The organism is Castellaniella sp. WN, assembly GCF_054457555.1.
Genome location: NZ_JBTKZC010000001.1, coordinates 1,309,976 through 1,334,814, shown reverse-complemented (window position 1 = coordinate 1,334,814; position 24,839 = coordinate 1,309,976). Strand labels below are relative to the sequence as shown.

25 protein-coding genes are annotated in these 24,839 nt (G+C 66.4%); 22 read left to right on the top strand and 3 right to left on the bottom strand.

The features are described 5' to 3' along the window. The first annotated feature begins 9 nt into the window (after nt 1-9). The 9 genes from ACTPOE_RS06180 (at nt 10) to ACTPOE_RS06140 (ending at nt 9,138) form a co-directional block, all read left to right on the top strand. A complete protein-coding gene (locus tag ACTPOE_RS06180; protein ID WP_458871326.1) occupies nt 10-933 on the top strand; it encodes a histone deacetylase family protein in 924 nt (307 codons plus the stop codon). Nucleotides 934-1,005: 72 nt separating this feature from the next. After that, the gene (locus ACTPOE_RS06175) at nt 1,006-1,755 is read left to right on the top strand and encodes an electron transfer flavoprotein subunit beta/FixA family protein (protein WP_458871325.1); all 750 of its coding nucleotides are present in this window, start codon (nt 1,006-1,008) and stop codon (nt 1,753-1,755) included. Next, a complete protein-coding gene (locus ACTPOE_RS06170; RefSeq protein WP_458871324.1) occupies nt 1,756-2,685 on the top strand; it encodes an electron transfer flavoprotein subunit alpha/FixB family protein in 930 nt (309 codons plus the stop codon). It begins immediately after the preceding gene. A gap of 319 nt (nt 2,686-3,004) precedes the next feature. After that, nucleotides 3,005-4,819, top strand: a complete 1,815-nt coding sequence (locus ACTPOE_RS06165) for an acyl-CoA dehydrogenase (RefSeq protein WP_458871323.1) — start codon at nt 3,005-3,007, stop codon at nt 4,817-4,819. Between the two features lie 130 nt (nt 4,820-4,949). After that, nucleotides 4,950-5,591, top strand: coding sequence for a peroxiredoxin (locus ACTPOE_RS06160; RefSeq protein ID WP_458871322.1), 642 nt, complete (start codon nt 4,950-4,952; stop codon nt 5,589-5,591). A 306-nt stretch (nt 5,592-5,897) separates the two neighbouring features. After that, nucleotides 5,898-6,230: a hypothetical protein gene (locus tag ACTPOE_RS06155; RefSeq protein WP_458871321.1), complete on the top strand. Its 333-nt coding sequence runs from the start codon at nt 5,898-5,900 to the stop codon at nt 6,228-6,230. Between the two features lie 93 nt (nt 6,231-6,323). Continuing rightward, entirely contained in the window at nt 6,324-6,695 is a 372-nt protein-coding gene (gene rplS / locus ACTPOE_RS06150) for a 50S ribosomal protein L19 (protein ID WP_458871320.1), read from the top strand. Between the two features lie 95 nt (nt 6,696-6,790). Beyond that, nucleotides 6,791-7,600 (top strand): CoA pyrophosphatase, encoded by an 810-nt coding sequence (locus ACTPOE_RS06145; protein ID WP_458871319.1) that lies wholly within the window; start codon nt 6,791-6,793, stop codon nt 7,598-7,600. A gap of 314 nt (nt 7,601-7,914) precedes the next feature. Beyond that, on the top strand, nt 7,915-9,138 hold the full coding sequence (locus ACTPOE_RS06140) for an IS110 family RNA-guided transposase (RefSeq protein WP_458870713.1): 1,224 nt from the start codon (nt 7,915-7,917) through the stop codon (nt 9,136-9,138). 88 nt (nt 9,139-9,226) lie between these two features. Here the strand turns inward: ACTPOE_RS06140 and rsgA are convergent, their stop codons facing one another. Further along, on the bottom strand, nt 9,227-10,126 hold the full coding sequence (gene rsgA, locus ACTPOE_RS06135) for a ribosome small subunit-dependent GTPase A (protein ID WP_458871317.1): 900 nt from the start codon (nt 10,124-10,126) through the stop codon (nt 9,227-9,229). Then, on the bottom strand, nt 10,119-11,363 hold the full coding sequence (locus ACTPOE_RS06130) for a M48 family metallopeptidase (protein WP_458871316.1): 1,245 nt from the start codon (nt 11,361-11,363) through the stop codon (nt 10,119-10,121). Before ACTPOE_RS06130 ends, rsgA begins: the two co-directional genes overlap by 8 nt. A gap of 55 nt (nt 11,364-11,418) precedes the next feature. Here ACTPOE_RS06130 and orn point away from each other — a divergent pair, with 55 nt between their 5' ends. From orn to pgsA, 5 genes are all read left to right on the top strand, one after another. Next, a complete protein-coding gene (gene orn, locus ACTPOE_RS06125; RefSeq protein WP_458871315.1) occupies nt 11,419-11,964 on the top strand; it encodes an oligoribonuclease in 546 nt (181 codons plus the stop codon). Nucleotides 11,965-12,028: 64 nt separating this feature from the next. Next, entirely contained in the window at nt 12,029-12,466 is a 438-nt protein-coding gene (gene acpS, locus ACTPOE_RS06120; RefSeq protein ID WP_458871314.1) for a holo-ACP synthase, read from the top strand. Next, entirely contained in the window at nt 12,463-13,539 is a 1,077-nt protein-coding gene (gene nagZ, locus ACTPOE_RS06115; protein ID WP_458871313.1) for a beta-N-acetylhexosaminidase, read from the top strand. Before acpS ends, nagZ begins: the two co-directional genes overlap by 4 nt. After that, complete coding sequence (gene uvrC / locus ACTPOE_RS06110) at nt 13,502-15,325, top strand: excinuclease ABC subunit UvrC (protein ID WP_458871312.1); 1,824 nt, start codon at nt 13,502-13,504, stop codon at nt 15,323-15,325. Before nagZ ends, uvrC begins: the two co-directional genes overlap by 38 nt. A gap of 105 nt (nt 15,326-15,430) precedes the next feature. Next, nucleotides 15,431-16,000, top strand: a complete 570-nt coding sequence (gene pgsA / locus ACTPOE_RS06105; protein WP_458871311.1) for a CDP-diacylglycerol--glycerol-3-phosphate 3-phosphatidyltransferase — start codon at nt 15,431-15,433, stop codon at nt 15,998-16,000. A gap of 16 nt (nt 16,001-16,016) precedes the next feature. On the opposite strand, the gene queF is transcribed toward pgsA, so the two are convergent. Next, nucleotides 16,017-16,847, bottom strand: coding sequence for an NADPH-dependent 7-cyano-7-deazaguanine reductase QueF (gene queF, locus ACTPOE_RS06100; RefSeq protein ID WP_458871310.1), 831 nt, complete (start codon nt 16,845-16,847; stop codon nt 16,017-16,019). 349 nt (nt 16,848-17,196) lie between these two features. Between queF and aceA the strand changes: the two genes are divergently transcribed. The 8 genes from aceA (at nt 17,197) to ccoG (ending at nt 24,822) form a co-directional block, all read left to right on the top strand. Then, a complete protein-coding gene (gene aceA, locus ACTPOE_RS06095) occupies nt 17,197-18,516 on the top strand; it encodes an isocitrate lyase (RefSeq protein WP_458871309.1) in 1,320 nt (439 codons plus the stop codon). Nucleotides 18,517-18,781: 265 nt separating this feature from the next. Next, a complete protein-coding gene (locus ACTPOE_RS06090; protein ID WP_458871308.1) occupies nt 18,782-19,747 on the top strand; it encodes a P-type ATPase in 966 nt (321 codons plus the stop codon). Between the two features lie 5 nt (nt 19,748-19,752). Continuing rightward, complete coding sequence (ccoS, locus tag ACTPOE_RS06085; protein ID WP_458871307.1) at nt 19,753-19,914, top strand: cbb3-type cytochrome oxidase assembly protein CcoS; 162 nt, start codon at nt 19,753-19,755, stop codon at nt 19,912-19,914. Nucleotides 19,915-20,000: 86 nt separating this feature from the next. Beyond that, on the top strand, nt 20,001-21,482 hold the full coding sequence (gene ccoN / locus ACTPOE_RS06080; protein WP_458871306.1) for a cytochrome-c oxidase, cbb3-type subunit I: 1,482 nt from the start codon (nt 20,001-20,003) through the stop codon (nt 21,480-21,482). 10 nt (nt 21,483-21,492) lie between these two features. Next, nucleotides 21,493-22,149 carry a cytochrome-c oxidase, cbb3-type subunit II gene (gene ccoO, locus ACTPOE_RS06075; protein ID WP_458871305.1) on the top strand — a complete coding sequence of 219 codons (657 nt, stop codon included), beginning with the start codon at nt 21,493-21,495 and terminating at the stop codon, nt 22,147-22,149. A gap of 1 nt (nt 22,150) precedes the next feature. Further along, nucleotides 22,151-22,327, top strand: a complete 177-nt coding sequence (locus ACTPOE_RS06070; RefSeq protein ID WP_458871304.1) for a cbb3-type cytochrome oxidase subunit 3 — start codon at nt 22,151-22,153, stop codon at nt 22,325-22,327. Next, nucleotides 22,320-23,222: a cytochrome-c oxidase, cbb3-type subunit III gene (gene ccoP / locus ACTPOE_RS06065; RefSeq protein ID WP_458871303.1), complete on the top strand. Its 903-nt coding sequence runs from the start codon at nt 22,320-22,322 to the stop codon at nt 23,220-23,222. The genes ACTPOE_RS06070 and ccoP overlap by 8 nt, the downstream gene beginning before the upstream one ends. A 94-nt stretch (nt 23,223-23,316) precedes the next feature. Continuing rightward, on the top strand, nt 23,317-24,822 hold the full coding sequence (gene ccoG / locus ACTPOE_RS06060) for a cytochrome c oxidase accessory protein CcoG (protein ID WP_458871302.1): 1,506 nt from the start codon (nt 23,317-23,319) through the stop codon (nt 24,820-24,822). Nucleotides 24,823-24,839: the final 17 nt, after the last annotated feature.

Here is a 24,839-nt window from a genome sequence, read left to right as displayed (position 1 = left end):
ATCGCCCTTATGGAGACACTCTATATTACCCATCCGGCCTGCCGCCTGCATGAGATGGGGGTCTGGCACCCCGAATCCCCCCAGCGCCTGGATGCGGTGGCCGATCAGCTGGCCGCCAATGGCCTGATGGATTTCCTGTCCCACCGCACGGGGCGGCTTGCCAGGCCCGAAGACGTGCTGCGGGTGCACACACCGGAATACCTGGCGTTCCTGCGTCAGCACGCGCCGGCGCACGGCTATTTCCCGGTGGATCCGGACACGATCATGAATCCGGATACCCTGCAGGCGGCCTGGGCGGCGGCCGGCGCCGGCCTGACGGCCCTGGACGAGATCATGGACGGTCATGCGCGGACCGCTTTTTGCGCCATCCGTCCGCCGGGGCACCACGCGTGCCCCGAAAAGGCCATGGGATTCTGCTTCTTCAACAACATCGCCATCGCGGCGCGCTATGCTCTGGACCACTATGGCCTGTCGCGCGTCGCCATCGTGGATTTCGACGTCCACCACGGCAACGGGACGGAAGAAGTTTTCCTGAACGAACCCCGGATCATGATGTGCAGTTTCTATCAATATCCCTTGTTCCCGGACACTCGCCATGAAAATCTGGGGCCGAACATGATCAACATCCCGGTCGATGCGTATTCCGGCGGCGATGTGATCCGCCCCCTCGTGTCGGAATACTGGCTGCCGGCGCTGCGCGGTTTCCGGCCCGAGCTGATCCTGGTGTCGGCGGGGTTCGACGCCCATCGCGAGGACGACATGGGCAGCCTGAAACTGGTCGAGGCGGACTACGCCTGGATCACCGAACGTCTGGTCGAGATCGCGGCCGAATCCGCCCAGGGGCGGATCGTCAGTTTTCTCGAAGGCGGTTACGACTTGTCCGCCCTGGGGCGCAGCGCGGTGGCGCATGTGCGGGCGCTGGGCGGTTACTGATGGGGCCGCGCACGACGCGATTCGTCGTCGGGCGTGGCCATCCTGTTTTCTTTCCATTCTGGAGTATGCTCGATGAAGGTCCTTGTACCGGTCAAGCGCGTGGTTGACTACAACGTCAAGGTGCGCGTGAAATCCGATCACACTGGCGTGGACATCGCCAACGTCAAGATGTCGATGAACCCGTTCGACGAGATCGCGGTCGAAGAGGCGGTGCGGCTGAAGGAACAGGGCGCGGCCACGGAGATCGTGGCCGTGTCGTGCGGGGTGTCGCAGTGTCAGGAGACGCTGCGCACGGCCCTGGCGATTGGCGCGGACCGGGGCATTCTGGCGCAGACCGACGCCGAGCTGCAGCCGCTGGCGGTGGCCAAGCTGCTCAAGGCGCTGGTGGACAAGGAGCAGCCCGGCCTGGTGATTCTGGGCAAGCAGGCGATCGACGACGACGCGAACCAGACCGGCCAGATGCTGGCCGCGCTGCTGGACTGGCCGCAGGCGACCAACGCCAGCCGGGTCGAGGTCCAGGGTGAGCGCGTCCAGGTCACGCGCGAGGTCGACGGCGGGCTGGAGACGCTGAGCCTGGCGCTGCCGGCCGTGATCACGACCGACCTGCGCCTGAACGAGCCGCGCTATGTGACGCTGCCCAACATCATGAAGGCGAAGAAAAAGCCCCTGGACAGCGTCGCCCCCGGGGACCTGGGCGTGGACGTGGCGCCGCGCCTGAAGACGCTGAAGGTCGCCGAGCCGCCCAGCCGCTCGGCCGGCGTGATCGTGCCCGACGTGGCCGCGCTGGTGGACAAACTCAAGAACGAAGCGAAGGTGGTGTAAATGAGCATTCTGGTCATTGCTGAACATGACAACGCCCGGCTGGGCGCGGCGACTCGCAACGTGGTGGCGGCGGCCGCGGCCATCGGGGGCGAAGTGCACGTGCTGGTGGCGGGTTCGGGGGCGCGCGCCGTGGCCGACCAGGCCGCGCGGGTGGCCTCGGTGAGCAAGGTGCTGCTGGCCGACGGCGCGGCGCTGGCCGAGGGGCTGGCGGAGAATCTGGCCGCGCAGGTGCTGGCGTTGGCCGGCGGCTACGGTCATATTCTGTTCGCGGCCACGGCCTCGGGCAAGAATGTGGCCCCGCGGGTGGCGGCCAGGCTGGACGTGGCGCAGATCTCGGACATCGTGGCGGTGGAATCGGCCGACACGTTCGTGCGTCCGATCTACGCCGGCAACGCGCTGGCGACGGTGCAGTCGGCCGACGCGACCCGGGTCATCACGGTGCGCACGACGGCCTTCGATCCGGTGGCCGAGACGGGCGGCTCGGCGGCGGTCGAGACGGTTGACGCGGTGGGCGATGCGGGCAAGTCGCGGTTCGTGGGCCGCGAGCTGGCCAAGAGCGACCGTCCGGAGCTGACCGCCGCGAAGGTGGTGGTGTCGGGCGGACGGGGGCTGGGCAGCGCGGAGAATTTCAAGATCCTGGATCCGCTGGCCGACAAGCTGGGCGCGGCGCTGGGGGCTTCGCGCGCGGCGGTGGACGCGGGCTATGCGCCCAACGACTGGCAGGTGGGTCAGACGGGCAAGATCGTGGCGCCGCAGCTGTACGTGGCCGTCGGGATCTCGGGGGCGATCCAGCATCTGGCGGGGATGAAGGACTCGAAGGTGATCGTGGCGATCAACAAGGACGCCGAGGCGCCGATCTTCGGGGTGGCCGACTACGGCCTGGTGGCCGACCTGTTCCAGGCCGTGCCCGAACTCGTCCAGGCGCTTTGAGCCTGATCCGACCGACCTCGCGGGGCCTTTTCGCCGCCGGGCCGCCCCAAGGCGAAAAGCGCCCCCTCGGGTGGCAGCGAGCCGAAGGCGCGGCGTGGGGGCCTCTTTTCGCCGCCGGGCCGCCCCAAGGCGAAAAGCGCCCCCTCGGGGGGCAGCGAGCCGAAGGCGCGGCGTGGGGGCCTCTTTTCGCCGCCGGGCCGCCCCAAGGCGAAAAGCGCCCCCTCGGGTGGCAGCGAGCCGAAGGCGCGGCGTGGGGGCCCTTCTTAGGGCCCGCGCCGCTTCATGCGGGGGCCGTCCCCCGCGCATCACAGGAATTGCGATGACATACCAGGTTCCTACCCAGGATATCCGTTTCATTCTGCGCGAGCTGGCCGACCTGCGGGGCGTGCTGGCGTTGCCGGGCTTCGAGGAGGTCTCCGAGGACCTCGTCGATGCCGTGCTGGAGGAAAACGCGCGTTTCGTCGAACAGGAAATCGCGCCGCTGAACCGCGCGGGTGATACAGAGCCGGCCCGCTGGAGCGAGGACGGCGTACATACCACGCCCGGCTTCAAGGCGGCGTTCCAGGCCTTCGCGCAAGGCGGCTGGCAGGGCCTGCCGCACGAGGCCGAACTGGGCGGCCAGGGCCTGCCCAAGCTCGTCGCGGCGCCGGTCACTGAAAGCATCAACGCCGGCAACCTGGCCTTTTCCCTGTGTCCGCTGCTGACCGACGGCGTGATCGAGGCTCTGTCCATGGTGGGTTCGGACGAACAGAAGGCCCGCTTCATCCCGCCCCTGCTGGAAGGCCGCTGGACCGGGACCATGAACCTGACCGAGCCGCAGGCGGGCTCCGACCTGGCCTTGCTCAAGAGCCGGGCCGTGCGCCAGGACGACGGCAGCTACCGCGTCACCGGCCAGAAGATCTTCATCACGTATGGGGATCACGACATGGCGGAAAACATCATCCATCTGGTGTTGGCGCGCACGCTGGACGCGCCCAAGGGTGTCAAGGGCATCTCCCTGTTCATCGTGCCCAAGTTCCTGGTCAAGGAAGACGGCGGCCTGGGCGCCCGCAACGATGTGGTATGCGCATCCCTGGAGCACAAGCTCGGCATCCATGGCAGTCCGACGGCGGTGTTGCTGTACGGCTCAGGCCAGGGCGAGGCGGGCGAGGGCGGCGCCGTCGGGTACCTGATCGGCGAGGAAAACCGCGGCCTGGAATACATGTTCATCATGATGAACGCGGCGCGCTACGCGGTCGGCCTGCAGGGCGTGGCGGTGTCCGAGCGCGCGCTGCAGCATGCGGCGGCTTACGCGGCCGAGCGCATCCAGGGCAACGCCCTGGAAGGTTCCGACGGTCCGGTGCCCATCATCCGCCACCCCGACGTGGCGCGTATGCTGGGGATCATGCGCGGCCTGACCGAGGGCGCGCGTGCCGTGGCCTACGTGGCGGCCGGCTACCGGGACAAGGCGGTTCATCTGACGGACGAGACGGAGCGCGCCCGTTGCAAGGCTGCGTATGAATACTTCGTGCCCATTGTCAAGGCGTTCTCCACCGAATCTTCCGTCGAGGTCGCCTCGCTGGGCGTGCAGGTGCATGGCGGCATGGGCTTCATCGAGGAAACCGGCGCCGCCCAGTACTACCGCGACGCTCGCATCCTTCCCATCTATGAAGGCACCACGGCGATCCAGGCGAATGACTTCATCGGCCGCAAGCTGGCGCGCGACGGCGGCGCCGTCGCGCGCGAACAGATCGCCGGGATGCGCGAGACGGCGGCGGCCCTGCGGGCGGCCGGCGGCGTACACGCCGAGGCCCTGGACATGATCGGCGAGCGCCTGGAGACGGCGGCCGGGGCCTACGAGTCGGCGCTGGCCTTCGTGCTGGAGCACATCCGCGAGGATATCCGGGGTGTGTTCACCGGCAGCGTGCCGTGCCTGATGCTGGCCGGGACGGTGCACGCGGGCTGGCAACTGGGGCGTTCCGCCCTGGCCGCGGCGGCTGCCATCGGCGAGGGCTCGACCGATGCCTTCCATCCGAACAAGATCGCCACGGCCGTGCAGTATGCCGCCCATGTGCTGCCGCGCGCGCTGGCGCTGCAGTCCGCCATCCGGGACGGCGGACTGGTCGACCGCTATGTGCGTCAGGCACAGGTCTAGGATGCGGATATAGAAATAACGACAGGGCATTTCAATAGTCTCCTATATTCTGTAAAAATCTTAAGTGTTTAAACTAATTCGCCGCCCGGATCGTCCGGGCGGCAGACACTTGAAACAACAGGAGCTATCGATGGCCACTCTGCGTCTGGGCGACACCGCCCCCGATTTCGAACAGGAATCCTCCCTGGGGAAAATCAAGTTCCATGAATTCCTGGGCGACAGCTGGGGGGTCTTGTTCTCCCATCCGGCCGACTTCACGCCGGTCTGCACCACCGAACTGGGCTATACCGCCATCCTGTCGGGTGAATTCGCCAAGCGCGGCGCCAAGGTGATCGCCGTGTCGGTCGACGGCAAGCAGTCGCACCTGGACTGGATCAAGGATATCAACGACACCCAGAAGACCGACGTCCGGTATCCGATCCTGGCCGACGAGGACCGCAAGGTCGCGACCCTCTACGACATGATCCACCCGAACGCCAGCACCACCGCCACGGTGCGCTCGGTGTTCGTCATCGACCCGAACAAGAAGATCCGCCTGATCCTGACCTACCCGGCCAGCACGGGCCGCAACTTCGACGAGATCCTGCGCGCCCTGGATTCCCTCCAGCTGACGGACAACTATAGCGTTGCGACTCCGGTGAACTGGAAGCAGGGCGAGGACGTCATCATCGCTCCGTCGATCAAGGATCCGGCCGTCCTGAAGGAAAAATTCCCCAAGGGCTACACCGAAATCCGTCCTTATCTGCGCACCACGCCGCAACCGAACCTCTGATCCTTCGGTATCGGATCCAGGGTATGCCGGCTCCGCAAGCGCGGGCCGGCGGGATACCCCGCCGGCCGGACTTCGCCCGGCGCCGGGGTTTCTGTTTCTGGGCATCATGCGCCGCCCGCCGCGGCGCATGGCCGCCGTTGCTCCGCCTTCCCGTTGCTTCCCTTTTCGTTACCGTCTTCGGGCCATGATCCTCCCTCCACGATTCTCCCACTTGCGCCGGATACTGTTTCTTTGTACAGTATTCATGAATACTGGATAAAACAACAGTCCCGGCGGCTTTCACGCCGGGCGCACCGGGAGATTGGCATGGCTGGATCGATGGCTTGGAATGGGGCTTGGGCCGGCGCGGGCGTCGCCGTGCGCGACAGGTCGGGGCGCGGCGCGGCGCGGGTCGTGCGCGCGAATACCCGGGGTGTGCTGCAAGGGCCCTGGGTGTCGGGCGGATCGTGGGGGGGCCGTCCCGCCGGGCGTGCGTCTTGGCGCACACGCGAGATGCCGGTCCGGGCTCACCGGCCTCGCGCGGGCCTGAGGATCGGCTGGCGCCGCCTGGCGGCGCTGGCGGGCGACGTCCTCATGGTCCTGAGCTGGGCCGCCATGATCCCGGGCATGATGTGGCTGGGTGCGGCAGCCGGATTCTGATATAATCATTCGTTTGCATCCTCTGGTCCGGTATTTCCAATATATCCACGTCCGTGCCCAAAACCCGGTACCCATGATGCCCTGGAGCCTATCTTGAACCTGATCGAAACCCTTGAAAAAGAAGAAATCGCGCGCCTGACCGAAGGCCGCGTCATTCCCGAATTCGCCCCTGGCGATACGGTCGTCGTGAGCGTCAACGTGGTCGAAGGCTCGCGCAAGCGCGCCCAGGCCTACGAAGGCGTGGTCATCGCCCGTCGCAACCGCGGTCTGAATTCCGCCTTCACCGTGCGCAAGATTTCGTCGGGTGAAGCCGTCGAGCGGACCTTCCAGCTGTATTCGCCGCAGATTGCCTCGATCGAGGTCAAGCGCCGTGGCGACGTCCGCCGTGCTAAACTGTATTATCTGCGCAACCTGACGGGCAAGGCCGCTCGCATCAAGGAAAAGCTGGTTCGCAAGGCCGTCTGATCACGGCATCGCGGATCAACCCAAGGCACCCGTTTCGGGTGCCTTGTTTTTTTCGGCGTGATCGAGCCGCGCCGGGATTTCATCATCGGGATTCCATGTCGTATCGGATGCCGGGCTCGGACGGAGATCGCGCCACCAGCTTCGATCCCCGGATCCAGCCCGTCCTGCCCAGCGCTCCTCTGCCGGCGTTGCCGCCGGAGTGCCTGCGGCTGGACTATATTCGCCAGGCGTTCCGGCGCCCGGTCGATTGGCGGGTCGAACCCTTGTTCGCGCAGGCTTTCGAGCCTGGCGGAGCTTTTCATGCACAGGCGCGTCAGGCGGCTGTCCTGATGCCACTGGTCCAGCGCGATGCCGGCCTGCATGTCCTGTTCACGCGCCGTGCCGCGCACTTGCACCATCATGCGGGCCAGGTCAGCTTTCCGGGTGGACGCATCGAATCCTTCGATAGCGATCCGGTCGCGGCGGCCCTGCGCGAGACCCGGGAGGAAATCGGCGTCGAGCGGCGTTTCGTCCAGGTGATCGGCACGCAGCCGACGCTGCTGACCACGACGCGGTTCCTGATGACGCCGGTGATCGGCGAACTGCTGCCCGGCTTCCATATCCGGCCCGACGAATCCGAGGTTGCCGAGGTTTTCGAGGTGCCCCTGGCGATCCTGATGGACCCGGGCCAGCACGTGCTGCACCGGCTGGAAACCTCGCTGGGTCATGGCCGATGCTATTTCGCGATCCGCTGGGAATCTCATTTCATCTGGGGTGCCACGGCGATCCTGATCCGCAACTTCTACCGTTTTCTGTCGGCCTCGCGGGGTATTGCCGCTCTGGACGCCGGTGCTCCCGACGGGGCCGGGACGCCGCCGGAGCGCGGGCCGGGCATCGGGTCCGGCCATCCCTCCGTCGGACTTTAGTCACGCAAGCGGGCGCGGCGGGTGCCGCGGTCAGGATTGCGGTATTAGTGTTCCGTTTGACTAACGATCATGGTGGTAGGCACCACCCCTGAAGATGAAAGAGACTTTGGGGTGGAAGGTGTTGGGTGAAGGTCGTAAAAGTTTTTGGCGGCTCGACCCCGCGGCTAACGTGACCGGCCGGACTGACTCGCACCCCGGATTGCTTCCCTAGAGAGCGCACGCTAAACAGGCCGTTGGCGACATGTCGCCTTCAGGCACGTTCAGTCCCGGCACCCGCCACCTTCCACCCTTAAGTCTAATCGACAGGAGGTGGTATGGAACTGGGAGCGTTATACAAACGGGTGATCGGTCTGGACATTCATCAGGCGCAGATCACGGCCTGTGCGCTGATCGAGGAAGCAGACGGCTGCGCACGCATCGAGCAACGTCAATTCGGCGCGTTCAAGCGAGACCGTCGGGAACTGGCCGACTGGGTGGCGTCACTACGCCCCGACGAAGTCGTGATGGAGAGCACCGGCATTTACTGGAAGAGCCCGTATGCGGCACTGGAAGCGCGTGGCATCTGCGCCAAGGTGGTCAATGCGCGACATGTGAAGAACGTGCCGGGCCGCAAGACCGATGTGGGTGATGCCCACTGGTTAGCGACGCTGGCGCGAGCGGGATTACTGCGCGGCTCGTTTGTACCGCCGGCCAAGCTGCGGGAACTGCGCCTGATCGCCCGCCAACGACAGAAACTTGTCGGGCAACTGGCCAGCGAGAAGAACCGTCTGCACAAGGTGCTCACCGATAGCGGCGTGCGCCTGGGGGTGGTGGTCAGTGATCTGCACGGCCAGTCGGCACGCGCCATGGTCAAGGCGATCATCGCCGGACAAGCGCCGCAGGAGGTGCTCAAGCTTGCCAGTCGCCGCCTGAAGGCCAGCCGCGAGGAAATCTTCGACGCCCTGCAAGGCGACCTGACGGCCAGCCATCACTTCGTCCTGGATGAACTGATGCAGCATGTCGAGGAAATCGAGGCCCGTATCGTTCGCTTCGATACCCGGCTGCTCGCCGAACTGAAATCCGAACACAACGCCTTGGCCCTGCTGCAAACCATTCCCGGCGTCGATCAGATCGGGGCTGCCATGCTGTTGGTCGAAATCGGCTCCGACATGGATGTCTTTGGTAGTGCCGATCGTCTTGCCTCCTGGGTCGGCATCTGCCCCGGCAACAACGAATCAGCCGGCAAGCGTAAATCCGGTCGTGTTCGCAAGGGCAATCTGTATGTCCGGCGCCTGTTGTGCGAGTTCGCTCACGCCGCTAGCCGTACTCAATCCGTCTTCAAATCGAAATTCCAGGCCTTGATGGTGCGCCGTGGCTATAAACGGGCCATCATCGCCATCGGCCACAAAATACTGCGAACGATCTTCTTCATACTCCAGCGTGGCGAACACTACCGGGACAGCGCCACCGACTATGAGGCCCTATCCGTTCAACGCAACGCTCCACGCTGGATCAAGGCTCTGACCAAGTTCGGATTTATCCAACCTGCCAGCGCCTGAGCCGCACCGCCCTAGCCCTTACAGCCTTCGATGGCTGGGGGGGCGCTCGGTCAGAAATGCCTGTCTTTCACGCTAATCGAACGGAACACTAATACCGCCGGGCCGCCTCGTTTTCCGCCAGGATGCGCATGTACAGCGCATGGCGCTCGGCGCGGACGTCGCCGCGCTCGATGGCCGCCAGCACCCCGCAGCCCGGCTCGTGGCGGTGGGTGCAGTTGTAGAAGCGGCATTCGGCGATCGGCTGGGCGAATTCCGGAAAACCCTGCTCGATGTCGTGGGCGCTGAGGTGCTGCAGGCCGAAGGCCTGGAAACCGGGCGAGTCGATCAGGCCGCCGCCTTCGGGCAGGGAGTAGAGCTGCGTGCGGGTCGTGGTGTGGCGGCCGGTGCCCAGGGCTTCGGAATGCGCCCGGGTCGCCGCCAGGGCCTCGGGCACCAGTGCGTTGAGCAGGGTGGACTTGCCCATGCCGCTCTGGCCCAGCAGCAGTGTGAGGTGGCCCCGCAGTCGGGGATTCAGAAGGGCGCGGGCCTGGTCCGTGTCCAGGGCGCTGAGCATGATGACCTGTGTGCCGAGGGATTCGATGGTCGCCAGCCGTGAGCGGGCGGCCGAGGCGCCGGGCAGGTCGGCCTTGTTCAGTACGATGAGTGCAGGCACCCCTGCACTGGCAGCCGCCACCAGGGCGCGGCCCATCAGGTCGTCGGAGAACTCGGGTTCGGGGGCCAGCACCAGCAGCAACTGGTCGATGTTGGCGGCGAATTGCTTGCTGCGTTGGGCGTCGGAGCGATAGAACAGATTGCTGCGCGGCAGGATGTCGAGGATGACGCCTTCCCGGCGGCCTTCGGGACGCACGCGTACCCGATCGCCCACGGCCGGGCCGGCCTTCTTGCCCCGCGTGTAGCACCGGCGCGGGCCGCCGCCATCGATTTCGACGTCGTAGTGGCGTCCGTGGCCGGCGACGACGCGGCCCTGCAGCCCGGCGGATTCAGCCATCGCGCAGGTGCTCGATGCGCACGGGGGCCGGCGGGTGGCTGTCGTACCAGGCGGAATGGATCGGATCCGGCGTCAGTGTGGCGGCGTTGTCGTCGTAGAGCTTCACCAGTGCGCTGGACAGAGGCGCCGCGCCGCATTGCCGCACCGCGTAGCGATCGGCCTGGAACTCGTCGCGGCGCGACAGCAGGCTGGCGATGGGTGTGGACCAGAACGTCAGCACCGGCAGGGCCAGCATGAACAGCACCAGGGCCAGGCCGTCGTTGGGTCTGCCCAGTTGGGGGATGACGCCCAGGCCGGTGTAGAACCAGAGCCGGGTGGACAACCAGGCCAGCAGGTGCAGCAGCACGCCGGCCGCGGCGAAGCTGACGATGAGGCGCCGCAGGATGTGGTGGTGGGCGAAGTGGCCCAGTTCGTGGGCCAGGACGGCCTCGACCTCGTTGGTGTTCAGGCGCGCCAGCAGGGTGTCGAAGAACACGATGCGGCGGTGGCGGCCGAAGCCGGTGAAATATGCGTTGCCGTGGGCGGAGCGCCGTGATCCGTCCATCACGAACAGGCCCGACAGGCCAAAGCGGCAGCGCTTGGCCAGGGCGTGGATGCGCTGGGTGAGTTCGGGATCGTCCAGCGGCGTGAAGCGGTTGAACAGCGGGGCGATGAAGCTGGGGTACAGCCACAGGACCAGCAGGTTGAAGCCCACCCACACGCCCCAGGCCCACCAGGCCCAGGCGGTGCCGGCCGATTCCATGATCCACAGGATGACGGCCAGCAGCGGGGCGCCCAGCGCCAGGGTGACGGCCAGCATCTTCAGGGCGTCGGTAATGAACAGGCGGGGCGTCATGCGGTTGAAGCCGAAGCGGGCCTCCAGGCGAAAGGTGCGCCAGGCGGAAAAGGCCAGCCCGACGGCGCCCAGCAGGGCCAGCACGACGCCCACCAGAGCCATCTGGCGCCAGAGTTCGGATTCGATCAGGCGGCCCAGGACCAGGTCCAGGGCCTGCAGGCCGCCCAGCAGGGTCAGGCCCAGCAGCACGGCGGCCTCGACGATGCGTTCGACCATGGACAGCTGGCAGCGGGCCACGGTGTAGTCGGCGGCGCGCTGGTGGCTGTGCAGGCCGATGCGGTCGGCGAAGGCGGCGGGGACTGCGTTGCGGTGCGCGAGCACATGGTGGATCTGGCGGCGAGCCAGCCAGTAGCGCAGGAGCAGGTCGCCCACCAGGCAGGCGAGAAACAGGAGGGTCAGCATGTCCGTCCGGCCAATGTGCGAAAATCGGTTCTTTGCTAGCAGAGGATTATAGGATATGGCCGCGAATGATCAGCGTCTGATCTGGCTGGACATGGAAATGTCGGGTCTGGATCCCGAAAAGGAGCGCATCCTGGAAGTCGCCATGGTCGTTACCGAGCCCGACCTGACCCCGGTGGCGCAGGCGCCGGTGCTGGTGATCCACCAGGACGGCGCCGTGCTGGACGGCATGGACAAGTGGAACCAGTCCACCCACGGCAAGAGCGGCCTGATCGACAAGGTCAAGGCCTCGACTCTGACCGAGCCGCAGGCCGAGGACATCCTGCTGGAATTCCTGGCACCGCTGGTGCCGGCCGGCAAGTCGCCGATGTGCGGCAACACCATCGGCCAGGATCGCCGCTTCATGGTCAAGTACATGCCTCGGCTGGAGGCCTACTTCCATTACCGCAACCTGGACGTCAGCACGCTGAAGGAACTGTCCTTGCGCTGGAAGCCCGAGGTCTACCGCAGCTTCGTCAAGGCCAGCAAGCACGAGGCGCTGGCCGACATCCAGGAATCGATCGACGAGCTCAAGCACTACCGGGAACATTTCATCCGGCTGTGACCCGCGCCGGGCCGCCCGGGGCGGTCCCGGGCGCTCCTCCATCGCTGTTACTTCGGAGTCCTTCGTGTCCACTGGAGCCATCGCCGGCATCGGCACCGATCTGTTGCGGGTCGAGCGCATCGAGCGCATCTACGCGCGGCACGGCGACCGTTTCGTCCGCCGCGTCCTGGGGGCGGACGAGCAGCTCGTGCACCATCGCCGTCGGGCGCGCGACCCGCGCCGGGGCATCCTCTACCTGGCAACCCGCTTCGCGGCCAAGGAGGCCTTTTCCAAGGCCATTGGGCTGGGCATCCACATGCCCATGACCTGGTCCCGGGCGCAGATCCTGAACCGGCCCGGCGGCGCGCCCGAAATCCGTCTGTCGGGCCCTCTGGCCGACTGGTACGCCATTCGCTTCGGCCGGGCGCACGTATCCGTGACCGACGAGGCCGACATGGTGGCGGCCTTCGTCGTGATCGAAGCTTTGTCCGTCGGACCCCATTCCAAGGAAAGCATCGCATGACCCCGCAACAGAACGCGCATTCGGGCGGCCTCGCCGTCATGGCCCCGGGCCCCGTCATGGTCGACGTGGCCGGGCTGGAACTGACGGACGCCGAGCGTGCCCGCCTGCGCCACCCGCAGGTCGGCGGCGTGATCCTGTTCGCGCGCAATTTCTCCGACCGGGCCCAGCTCGCCGCGCTGTGCGCCGCGATCCACGACGTTCGCGACGAGCCTCTGCTGATCGCCGTGGATCACGAGGGCGGCCGGGTGCAGCGTTTCCGCACGGACGGCTTCACCCCGCTGCCGGCGATGCGGGCCTTCGGCCAGTGGTACGACCGCGACCCCCAGACCGCCCTGCGCGCAGCCACCGAGACTGGCTTCGTGCTGGCCAGCGAATTGCGGGCCTGCGGCGTGGATTTCAGCTTCACGCCCGTGCTGGATCTGGATTACGGGGTCAGCGAGGTGATCGGCAACCGGGCGCTGCACGAAGAGCCGGCCGTCGTGGCCCTGCTGGCACGCGCGCTGATCCAGGGCCTGTCCCAGGCCGGCATGGCGGCCTGCGGCAAGCATTTCCCCGGCCATGGCGCCGTGGCGGCCGATTCCCACCTGGCGGTTCCCGTGGACGATCGGTCGCTGGACGAGATCCTGGACGCGGACGCGGCGCCGTATCGCTGGCTGGGCGACCTGGCGCTGCCGGCCGTGATGCCGGCCCACGTCATTTATCCGCAAGTGGCGCCCGAACCGGCCGGGTTCTCGCGCCGCTGGGTGACCGACATCCTGCGTGGCCAGATGGAATACGATGGTGTGGTGTTCTCGGACGATCTCACCATGGAGGGCGCGAGCGTAGCCGGCGACATCAGTGCCCGGGCCCGGGCCGCGCTGGACGCAGGTTGCGACATGGTGCTGGTCTGCAACCGCCCCGACCTGGCCGACGAGCTGCTGGCGGCGCTGGCGGACCGTCCTCTGGACTCCCAGGCCGTTCGCCGCGTCCGGCGGCTGGCGCCGTCCCGGCCCGCGCCCGACTGGACGGGGCTGCTGTCCGATCCGAGGTATCTCCGTGCCCGAAGCCTTCGATCTGAAAACCTTTCTATCTGACCTGCCGCATCTGCCGGGAGTCTACCGCCATATCGACGCCCAGGGCGAGGTCCTGTACGTCGGCAAGGCGCGCGACCTGAAACGCCGCGTCAGTTCGTATTTCCAGAAGTCCGGCCACGGTCCGCGCATCGAGCACATGCTGGCGCGCGTGGCGCGCACCGAGATCACGGTCACGCGCACCGAGGCCGAGGCCCTGATCCTGGAAAATAACCTGATCAAGCGCCTCAAGCCCCGCTACAACATCCTCTTCCGGGACGACAAGTCCTACCCCTACCTGCACATCACCGCGCACGAGGCCCCGCGCATCGTGTACTACCGGGGCAGCACCCACGGCCCGGGCCGCTTCTTCGGACCGTATCCCAATTCCTGGGCGGTGCGCGAGACCATCCAGATCCTGCAGAAGGTCTTCCGCCTGCGCACCTGCGAGGACAGCGTCTACGCTCACCGCACGCGCCCGTGCCTGCTGTACCAGATTGGCCGCTGCTCCGCACCTTGCGTCGATCTGATCTCGCCCGAGGACTACCGGGCCGATGTCGAGCGCGCCATCCGTTTCCTGGAAGGCCGGGCCGGGGAGGTCCTGGAGGACATCGAGCGGCGCATGACCGCCGCTTCCGAGCGCCAGGATTTCGAGCAGGCCGCCGCGCTGCGCGACCAGATGCGCGCGTTGGCGAAAGTCCTGCAGCAGCAGACCATGGAGCAGGTGGGCGACGACAGCGCCGACATCATCGCGGTGGAGCTCGCGGGCGGGCGCGTATGCGTCAACCTGGCGATGGTGAGGGCCGGACGGCACCTGGGCGACAAGCACCTGTTCCCGACCCAGGCCCAGGACGAGTCCGCCGAGGAGGTACTGAGCGCCTTCGTGGCCCAGCACTATGCCGACAACCCGGCACCGCCTGTGCTGGTGTGCTCGCACGCTCCGTCCGACCCCGATCTGGCGGCGCTGCTGTCCGAGCAGCATGGACACCGTATCCGCGTGTTGACCCGTCCCCAGGGCGCGCGCCGCGCCTGGCTGGAGCAGGCGCAGCGCAACGCCCGGATGGCGCTGGCGCAGCGCCTGTCCGAATCCAGCGCGCGCGAGGCGCGCACGCGGGCGCTGGCCGTGGAACTGGACCTGGACACGGACGACGAAGCGCTCGACGCCCTGCGCATCGAGTGCTTCGACATCAGCCACACGGCGGGCGAGGCCACGCAGGCGTCCTGCGTGGTGTATCGCCATCACGCCATGCAGCCGTCGCTATATCGGCGCTTCAATATCGCCGGCATCGAGCCGGGCGACGACTATGCCGCCATGCGCCAGGCGTTGACGCGGCGCTACACGCGGGTGGCCGACGGCGAGGTCGAGATGCCCGACGTGGTGCTGATCGACGGCGGCGAGGGCCAGGTCGGGGTCGCGCGCCAGGTCTTCGTCGAGCTGGGCCTGGACGTCAGCCGCATCGTCGGGGTGAAGAAGGGCGACCATCGCAAGGTCGGCCTGGAGACCCTGGTCTTCGTCGACGGCCGGCCCCCGGTGGCGCTGGGGGTGGAATCCGCCGCCCTGATGCTGGTGGCGCAGATCCGCGACGAGGCCCACCGCTTCGCCATCACCGGCATGCGCGCCCGGCGGGCCAAGGCCCGCAACGTCTCGCGCCTGGAGGACATCGAAGGCGTGGGCAAGCAGCGGCGCCAGAACCTGCTGGCGCGCTTCGGCGGCTTCAGCGGCGTGGTGGATGCCAGCATCGACGAACTGCGCGGCGTCGAGGGGATTTCCGAAGCCCTGGCCGAGCGCATCTATCATGCCCTGAGGTAGGGATCGCCGGTGCGCCGGCCGTCCTCCGGGGCCCCGGCGCGTGTCCGCGGGGCGGGCCGGACGCCCGGGCGGCGGACGGTTCCTTAGGGTAGTATTACGCCTATCATGCCGCTCAACATCCCCATCGCCTTGACCTGGCTGCGCATCGCCATGATCCCCCTGATCGTGGGGCTCTACTACCTTCCCGACGCCTGGACCGGGTCCGGCTGGCGCGACACGGCCGCCGCCCTGGCCTTCATCGTGGCCGCCGCCACGGACTGGCTCGACGGCTGGCTGGCGCGGCGCTGGAACCAGACCTCGGCCTTCGGCGCGTTCCTGGACCCGGTGGCCGACAAGCTGATGGTCTGCGCGGCGCTGCTGATCCTGCTGAACCTGGATCGCGTCGATTCCCTGATCGCCCTGGTGATCATCGGCCGGGAGATCACCATTTCGGCCCTGCGCGAATGGATGGCCAAGATCGGCGCCAGCAGCAGCGTGGCCGTCCACTGGCTGGGCAAGTTCAAGACCGCCGCGCAGATGGTCGCCATTCCCTGCCTGTTGTACTGGCAGCCCCTGCGGGGCGTTTCCACCCGCGTCGTCGGCGGAGTCCTGATCGTGATCGCCGCCATCCTTACGGTCTGGTCGATGTGCTACTACCTGAAGAAGGCCTGGCCGGAGATCCGCGACCGGGCCTGAAGCCGCCCCCGTCCGCCTATTGTCGCAGCGTCCGTGTCTGGCCGATGTCGGTGGGCTGGTGGCTGGCCCGCCAGGGGTTGATGTCCAGCCCGCCGCGCCGGGTGTAGCGCGCGTAGACCAGCAGTTCCTCCGGCGCGCAGCGCCGCATGATTTCCCCATAGATCTTTTCCACGCACAGCTCGTGGAATTCCTGATGTCGGCGCAGCGACACGATGTAGCGCAGCAGCCCGGCATGGTCGATGCGCGGGCCGGCGTAGCGGATCTGCAGGCTGGCCCAGTCGGGTTGCCCGGTCACCGGGCAGTTGGACTTCAGCAGCTCGGACACCAGGATCTCGCGCACGAAGGGGGCGGGCTCCGACAGGACTAGGCTGTCGGGGCGGGGCGTCTGCCCGGTCTCGAAATCCAGGTCCTGGTCGTCGATGGAGGTGCCGCGCAGCGGCGCGCAACTGAGCTCGAAGGCCGGCCGCACCGACAGGATCTCCACGTGCACGGGCTTGCCGCAAGCCCGGGACAGGTCCGTATGCAGGCGCTGGCGGACGATGTCCGCGTATTCGAAGCGTTCCTCGTTGTAGCTGTTCAGGTAGAGCTTGAGCGACTTGGATTCGATCAGGCTGGGGCTGTCCATGGGGACTGTGAAGCGGCCGATCGCCACCACCGGCTTGCCCTTGGCGTTCAGCCAGGACAGTTCGTAGGCGTTCCAGATGTCGGCGCCGTGGGCCGCCCGGGGCAGGTCCATCCCGGCGCGCGTGTCGGCGCGGACGATCGGGAACAGCAGAGTCGGATCGTAGCGCGTCGAACCCGGGGTGGCGCGTCCCAGCGGGCTGGCGGAAAGGGAATCGGGGTTCATGGCGTGGCGGAAAGGGGAACGTTCGGGTGCCTCGCGAAGGAGGCCGTCTCATGTCCCTCGGGGGGGACGGTGCCCTCATTCTACCGCCGACGCTTCCCTATCCAGGCCGGATTTTCACATGATGGCATTTTCATTTCAGTATATGAAAATACAATGCTGCGCTGCATATTCTGTCTTTTCATTGTCAGAAATATAATTTCATAACATGTAATGCATATTATATATATATGATTTAAAAGATAAAAATTTTATGTCTTATATAAGATATAAGTGATGTGTGCGGCGCACCATCGGCGTAGACTGTGTTTCATCGACGATCCGTTTTTTCTTCTTTTTCAGGAGCATCATCATGACCTCTCGCGAAACCGAAGTGCGCAACCTGCAACGCAGCTGGGCCGAAGACGCCCGCTGGCAAGGTATCAAGCGGGGCTACGGCGCCGACGAAGTGGTGCGGCTGCGCGGCTCGATGGTGGTGGAGCACACCCTGGCGCGTCGCGGCGCCGAACGGTTGTGGGAACTGCTGCACACCGAAGACTTCGTGAACGCGCTGGGCGCGTTGACCGGCAACCAGGCCATGCAGCAGGTCAAGGCCGGCCTGAAGGCCATCTACCTGTCGGGCTGGCAGGTGGCGGGCGATGCCAACATCGCCGGTGAAATGTACCCGGACCAGTCGCTGTACCCGGCCAATTCCGTGCCCAGCGTGGTCAAGCGCATCAACAACTCGTTGACGCGCTGCGACCAGATCCAGTGGATGGAAGGAAAGAATCCGGGCGACGAGGGCTATATCGATTATTTCGCCCCGATCGTGGCCGACGCCGAGGCCGGCTTCGGCGGCGTGCTCAATGCCTTCGAACTGATGAAGTCCATGATCGAGGCGGGCGCCGCCGGCGTGCACTTCGAGGATCAGCTGGCTTCCGTGAAGAAGTGCGGCCACATGGGCGGCAAGGTGCTGGTGCCCACCCGCGAGGCCGTGGCCAAGCTGGTGTCGGCCCGCCTGGCGGCCGACGTGCTGAACGTGCCGACCCTGCTGGTGGCGCGCACCGACGCCGAGGCCGCCGACCTGCTGACCAGCAACATCGACGAGAACGACGCGCCCTTCGTCACTGGCGAGCGCACCGTGGAAGGTTTCTACCGCACCCGCGCCGGCCTGGACCAGGCGATCTCCCGCGGCCTGGCCTATGCGCCCTACGCCGACTTGATCTGGTGCGAGACCTCCACCCCCAACCTGGAATACGCGCGCAAGTTCGCCGAGGCCATCCACCGCCAGTTTCCGGGCAAGATGCTGGCCTACAACTGCTCGCCCTCGTTCAACTGGAAGAAAAACCTGGACGACGCCACGGTCGCCAAGTTCCAGCGCGAACTGGGCGCCATGGGCTACAAGTTCCAGTTCATCACGCTGGCCGGCTTCCACGCCCTGAATTACGGCATGTTCGAGCTGGCGCACGGCTACGCCCGCACGCAGATGAGCGCCTTCGTGGAATTGCAGCAGAAGGAATTCGCCGCGGCGGACAAGGGCTTCACCGCCGTCAAGCATCAGCGCGAGGTCGGGGTGGGCTATTTCGACGCCGTGACCCAGGCCATCGAAGGTGGCCAGTCGTCCACCACGGCGCTGACCGGCTCGACCGAAGAAGCGCAGTTCGACCAGGCGCACGAAACGCAGGTGGCCTGACCGCGATGATTTGAGAGAGGGTTTGAGAGAGGGCAGGGATGAGCCCGGACGCGGATGAGTCCCCTGCGGACTGATCCGCGCCTGGCGAATCCGAGCGGCTTGCAAGCGGCGAGGTGGAGCGAGGGGCTTCCCTGCGGTGTGCTTTCGGGAAGGCTCGCGCCTTCCCGTTTTTTTTTGCGCGCCTTTCTCCGACAACAACAGGATCTTGTGGCTGGTATTGATCTGTGTCAAGGTTTCGTCATGGGGTGCTGGCTATAGTTCTTGCATGCGCGCGCCTTCTCTCTTTACGCCTCCACCCCACATGACCGATGCCATGCGCAGCGCGCGGCGGCACATGCTGGCCCGCACCGGGCTGGCCTGGCTGGTGATGATGCAGGTCATGATGCTGGCTTTCCCGGGTTATCTGCGGCACGGCGCGCGCGCGCCCGACGCCCAGCAGTCCCTGGAGCAGGCCATCGTGCTGATGAACTGGCTCAGCCTGGTTCTGTGCGTTCCCCTGGTCCTGTATTGCGCCTGGCCCGTGTGGCGCGGCGCCTGGCGCGCCCTGGCGCGACGGCGCGTCGGCATGGACGTGCCGGTGGCGCTGGGCATCCTCGCCGCCTTCGTGCCCAGCGTTGTCGCCACCTGGCGCGACGCGGGGGAAGTCTATTTCGATTCGGTCTCCATGTTCGTGGCCTTCCTGCTGACGGCACGCTTCCTGGAGACCTGCGCCCGCCAGGCCGTCAGCGGCCAGGCCCGCGACGGGAGCGACGCCGAGCTGCTGCGCGCGGCCGATCGCCTGGCCTTCCGGTTCGTCTGCGCCCAGATCCTGCTGGCCGTCCTGGTCGGCCTGTACTGGTGGAACGTCCGGCCCGACCATGCGGTCGCCGTGACGGTCGCTCTGCTGGTCATGAGCTGCCCCTGCGCCCTGTCCATGTCGGTGCCGGCCGCCCTGGCGGCCCGCCATGCCGCGCGGCTGCGCGCGGGCGCGGACGGGGTGCGCGATCCCGCCGCGCTGGATCGCGCCATGCGGCGCGTCGCGCGCCAGAATCTCCATGGCTCCCTGGCCTGGCACCTGCTGATGGCGCCCTTGGCGGCCTGCGGCTGGGTGCAGCCCTGGGTGGCCGCCATCACCATGCTGCTGTCGTCCCTGGCCGTCGCGGCCAACGCCTGGCGCCTGGCGCGCCCGGCGAACGACGACGCGGCCGGGCGGCGGACGGCCGTCCGCCGCGCCGGCGCCATGCCGGGCTGACGGTCATGGACGCGTTATTCCTGCTTTTGCCGATCTCCCTGCTGTTTGTCCTGGGTATCGGCGCGGCGTTCTGGTGGGCGATCTTCGCCGGCCAGTTCGACGACACACGGGACGCGGCCACCGCCATCCTGGACGATGACGATCGTGTCCACCCCGGGGCTCCTTGATCTAGGTCAAGGATGTTTCGGGGCGGGTAAGGGATTATTCAGCTTTTCAAAAATTCACGTCTTAACTTGTTCTGAGGGGAACGTTTATGGGCACGACCGGTACAGCCGGGACACCGGCCGAAACCTTCAATTACGGCGTCGTCAGGCAGTTCACCATCGCCACGATCTTCTGGGGCGTGGTGGGGATGGCTGTCGGAGTATTGATCGCGTCGCAACTGATCTGGCCGGAACTGAACTTCAACACGCCCTGGCTCAGCTACGGGCGCCTGCGGCCGCTGCACACCAACGGGGTGATCTTCGCCTTCGGCGGCAGCGCCCTGTTCGCCACGTCCTACTATGTCGTGCAGCGCACCTGTCAGGTCCGCCTGTTCTCCGACAAGCTCGCCGCCTTCACCTTCTGGGGCTGGCAGGCCGTGCTGGTCGGCGCGGTGATCACCCTGCCCATGGGTTTCACCTCGACCAAGGAATACGCCGAACTCGAATGGCCGCTGGACATTCTGATCACTCTGGTCTGGGTGGCCTACGCCATCGTGTTCTTCGGCACCATCGCCAAGCGCCGTGTCCGGCACATCTATGTGGCGAACTGGTTTTTCGGGTCCTACATCCTGACGATCGCCATCCTGCACATCTTCAACAACCTGGAACTGCCGGTGTCGATGTGGAAGTCCTATTCCGCCTACGCCGGGGTGCAGGACGCCATGGTGCAGTGGTGGTACGGCCATAACGCCGTGGGCTTCTTCCTGACCACCAGCTTCCTGGGCATGATGTACTACTTCGTGCCCAAGCAGGCCGGCCGTCCGATCTATTCCTACCGCCTGTCGATCGTGCACTTCTGGGCGCTGGCCTTCACTTACATGTGGGCCGGTCCGCACCACCTGCTGTACACCTCGCTGCCCGACTGGACCCAGTCGCTGGGCATGGCGTTCTCCCTGATCCTGCTGGCGCCGTCCTGGGGCGGGATGATCAACGGCATCATGACGGTCTCGGGCGCCTGGCACAAACTGCGCACCGATCCGATCCTGAAATTCCTGGTGGTGGCGCTGTCCTTCTACGGCATGTCCACCTTCGAAGGCTCGATGATGTCGATCCGCACGGTCAACGCGCTGTCGCACTACACCGACTGGACGATCGGCCACGTGCACTCGGGCGCCTTGGGTTGGGTGGCGATGATCACTTTCGGCTCGCTGTACTACCTGATCCCGCGCCTGTATGGCCGCGAAAGCATGGCCCGTCCGGACTTCATCAACCTGCACTTCTGGCTGGCGACGCTGGGCGTGGTGCTGTACATCGCCTCGATGTGGATCGCGGGCGTGATGCAGGGCCTGATGTGGCGCGCCACCGGCGAGGACGGCATGCTCACCTACAGTTTCGTCGAGGTCGTGAAGTCCACCTATCCGTTCTACACCATCCGCTTGATCGGCGGCCTGTTCTTCCTGTCGGGCATGGGCCTGATGGCCTGGAACACCTGGCTGACGGTGCGCGGCCAGCCCCGGGTCAATCCGGTGGTGCCCCTGGAAAGTCCGGATGCCCATGCCGCCCCTCAATCCGCCGTGCCGGCGTCGGCCTAAGGAGTTGACCATGTCTGGTACCAAGAAACGCTTCTCCCATGAAATGCTGGAGCGCAACGTCGGCCTGCTGATCGTCTTCAGCATCCTGGTGGTGTCGTTCTCCGGCCTGGTGCAGATCATCCCGCTGTTCTTCCAGCATTCCACCACCACGGCGGTCGAGGGCGTCAAGCCCTACGAGGCCCTGCGGCTGGTGGGCCGCGACGTCTACATCCGCGAGGGCTGTGTGGGCTGCCATTCCCAGCAGGTCCGCAAGCTGCAGTCGGAGGTCCAGCGCTACGGCCCCTATTCGATCGCCGCGGAATCCGTCTACGACCACCCCTTCCTGTGGGGCTCCAAGCGCACGGGGCCGGACCTGGCCCGCGTCGGCCAGCGTTATTCCGACGAATGGCATCGCATCCACCTGCGCAATCCGCGCGACGTGGTGAAGGAATCCAACATGCCGGCCTACCCCTGGCTGCAGAAGAACACAGTCGAGGGCGCCGACGTCCAGGAACGCATGCGGGTCCTGCGCACCCTGGGCGTGCCCTACACGGACGAGGAAATCGCCGCCGCGCCCGAGCAGCTCAAGGGCAAGACCGAGGAAGACGCGGTCGTGGCCTTTCTGCAGGGCCTGGGCGTGGGCGGGCGCGCCGCAGCCCAGGAATCCATGGCCAAGGGGGGGCATTGACATGCTCGGCGTCATCAACGGGATCGTGACGGCGCTGGCGATCGCGACGTTCGCCGGCATCGTGTGGTGGGCCTGGTCGGCGCATCGGGCCGAAGCCAACCGGCAGGCGGCGATGCTGCCCTTCGCCTTGCCCGAGGAATATCAGAACGACAAGAACACCGGGGAATCAAATGAGTGATTTCGTCAGCAGTTTCTGGAGCTATTACATCGCGGCCATCGCCCTGGGCGGGATCGCCTGGTGCGTGTACCTGCTGTTTTCCCAGCGCGCCTGGCTCAAGCGCAATGTCGAGCAGGTCGAGAACACCGGCCATGTCTGGGACGGCGACCTGACCGAGCTGAACAACCCGGTGCCGCGCTGGTGGACGGTGATGTACCTGGGGCTGTGCATCTTCGCGCTGGGCTACTTGGTGCTGTATCCGGGGTTGGGCAGCTGGAAGGGCACGCTCGGCTTCACGGCGGGCCAGCAAGTCCTGCAGGAGCAGGAGGCGTTCAACGCGCGCATCCAGCCCGTGTACGAGCGTTTCCGCGACATGCCGGTCGAGGATATCGCCCGCGACGACCAGGCCCGGGACATCGGCCAGCGCCTGTTCCTGAACAACTGTGCCCAGTGCCACGGGTCGGACGCCAAGGGCGGCCGCGGCTTCCCCAATCTGACCGATGGCGACTGGCTGTACGGCGGGGCGCCGGAGCAGATCCTGCAGACCATCACGGAAGGCCGCCATGGCGTGATGCCGGCCTGGAGCGCGGCGATCAAGCCCGACGAGGCCTCGGCCATCGCCCAGTACGTCCGCTCCCTGTCCGGCCTGGCCCACGATCCGCTGCGGGTCAATGCCGGCAAGCGCGGGTTCGAGACCTACTGCGTGGCCTGCCACGGCGCCGACGGCAAGGGCAACCAGGCGCTGGGCGCGCCCAATCTGACCGATGACGTCTGGCTGTATGGCAGCTCCGAGGCCACCATCGTCGAGACCATCCTGAATGGCCGCGACAACCAGATGCCGGCCCAGAAGCAGAACCTGACTCCCGAGCAGATCCGCTTGCTGGCGGCCTGGGTCTGGGGCCAGTCCAACCGCTAAACCACCGCTGGCCGGCCCCGTTGCGCGGGGCCGGCCGCCCCTATTCTAGAAGGGCCTGTCGCACAGGCAATCACATTTACGGACAGAGGACACCATGCAGAAGGACCCCTCCTCGCAGGCCGAAGCGCAGACGTCGCGCGACGATCCGGCCTGGCAGCCCGCGCGCCGGATACGCAAGGGCTCCGGGGGCGGGACTTCGCCCCAGGTCGAGAAGGCGCTCGCCGAGGTCCGCTCGAAGATCTATCCTCGATCCGTCCAGGGGAGTTTCGCGCGCATCCGCGTGCTGATGGTGTTCCTGACCCAGTTGATCTTCTACGGCCTGCCCTGGATCGAGTGGAGCGGCCGCCAGGCCGTGCTGTTCGATCTGGGCGCGCGCAAGTTCTATCTGTTCGGCATGGTGCTGTGGCCCCAGGACGTGATCTACCTGACAGTTCTGCTGGTGCTGTCGGCCTTCGCCCTGTTCCTGTTCACCGCCATGGCGGGGCGTCTGTTCTGCGGCTACGCCTGTCCGCAGACGGTCTACACCGAGCTGTTCATGTGGATCGAGGCCAGGGTCGAGGGCGACCGTCTGGCCCGTATCCGCCTGGACGAGCAGCCCTGGAACGCCCGCAAGCTGCGCATCAAGGCGACCAAGCATTTCCTGTGGGTGGTCCTGGCCCTGTGGACGGGCTATACCTTCATCGGCTATTTCGCGCCGATCCGCGAACTGGGCGCGCACCTGATGGCCTTCGACCTCGGCCCCTGGCAGTGGTTCTGGATGCTGTTCTACGCTTTCGCCACCTGGGGCAACGCCGGTTTCATGCGCGAGGCCGTCTGCAAGTACATGTGTCCCTATGCACGTTTCCAGAGCGTGATGGTGGACGATGACACCTTCGTCGTGACTTACGACCACGTGCGCGGCGAGCCGCGCGGCGGGCGTTCGCGCAAGATCGACCACAAGGAAGCCGGAATGGGCGATTGCGTGGACTGCAGCCTGTGCGTGCAGGTCTGTCCGACCGGCATCGACATCCGCGACGGCCTGCAATACATGTGCATCGGCTGCGGGGCCTGCGTCGACGCCTGCGACACCGTGATGGACAAGATGGGCTATGAGCGCGGCCTGATCCGCTACACGTCGGGCAACGCCATCACGGAACGGCTGACACAGTCGCAGGTGCGCCGCCGCATGCTGCGCCCCCGCGTGCTGGCCTATTCGGCCCTGCTGGGGGCGATCGCCATCGCGTTCGTCTTCTCGCTGGCGACGCGCACGACGCTGCGGGTGGACGTGATCCGCGACCGGGGCGCGCTCGGGCGCGAAGTCGCCGGCGGCCTGATCGAGAACGTCTACCGGCTGCAGATCATCAATTCGGACGAAAGCCCGATCGAGCTGGATTTGCGCGCCTCCGGCGTGCCGGGCCTGGTGCTGCAGACCGCCGACCAGGGGACGGCCCGGGTGCGGGTGGACGGTTCGGCCAACCGGCTGGTGCCGGTGGTGCTGCGGGCGCCCGCCGACGGGCTCAAGCCGGGGCTGTACGACATCCGGTTCGAGACGACCGGCAAGCGGGATTCCGGAGAGGCCGCTTCGGTGGTCGAGCAGTCCAGCTTCTATGTACCGAACTGATCCACGAGAGGAAAACG